This window comes from Glycomyces tarimensis (assembly GCF_054776215.1).
The window spans coordinates 1-644 of sequence record NZ_BAAHCB010000044.1 but is presented as its reverse complement, the minus strand read 5'-3'; the positions used below and the strand labels follow the sequence as shown (position 1 = coordinate 644).

Annotated in this window: 1 pseudogene; it reads right to left on the bottom strand. The window is 55.7% G+C overall.

What is annotated here, in order from left to right:
- Positions 1-83 precede the first annotated feature (83 nt).
- A pseudogene (locus tag ACYVK3_RS21710) lies at positions 84-305 on the bottom strand (hypothetical protein); the annotation flags it as partial.
- Between the last annotated feature and the right edge of the window lie 339 nt (positions 306-644).

The following is a 644-nucleotide window of genomic DNA, read 5'->3' as shown; positions in this document are numbered from 1 at the left end:
GCTAGGGCGCTGGCAAGTGTAGCGGTCACGCTGCGCGTAACCACCACACCCGCCGCGCTTAATGCGCCGCTACAGGGCGCGTCCCATTCGCCATTCAGGCTGCGCAACTGTTGGGAAGGGCGATCGGTGCGGGCCTCTTCGCTATTACGCCAGCTGGCGAAAGGGGGATGTGCTGCAAGGCGATTAAGTTGGGTAACGCCAGGGTTTTCCCAGTCACGACGTTGTAAAACGACGGCCAGTGAATTGTAATACGACTCACTATAGGGCGAATTGGGTACCGGGCCCCCCCTCGAGGTCGACGGTATCGATAAGCTTGATGCCGGAATTCGTGGGCTTCACATCCCGCCTGCGGGGTCTATCGGATCCGGGTGAAGAGGTTGAGCACAGACACAGATTCAATCGAATTCCTGCAGCCCGGGGGATCCACTAGTTCTAGAGCGGCCGCCACCGCGGTGGAGCTCCAGCTTTTGTTCCCTTTAGTGAGGGTTAATTTCGAGCTTGGCGTAATCATGGTCATAGCTGTTTCCTGTGTGAAATTGTTATCCGCTCACAATTCCACACAACATACGAGCCGGAAGCATAAAGTGTAAAGCCTGGGGTGCCTAATGAGTGAGCTAACTCACATTAATTGCGTTGCGCTCAGA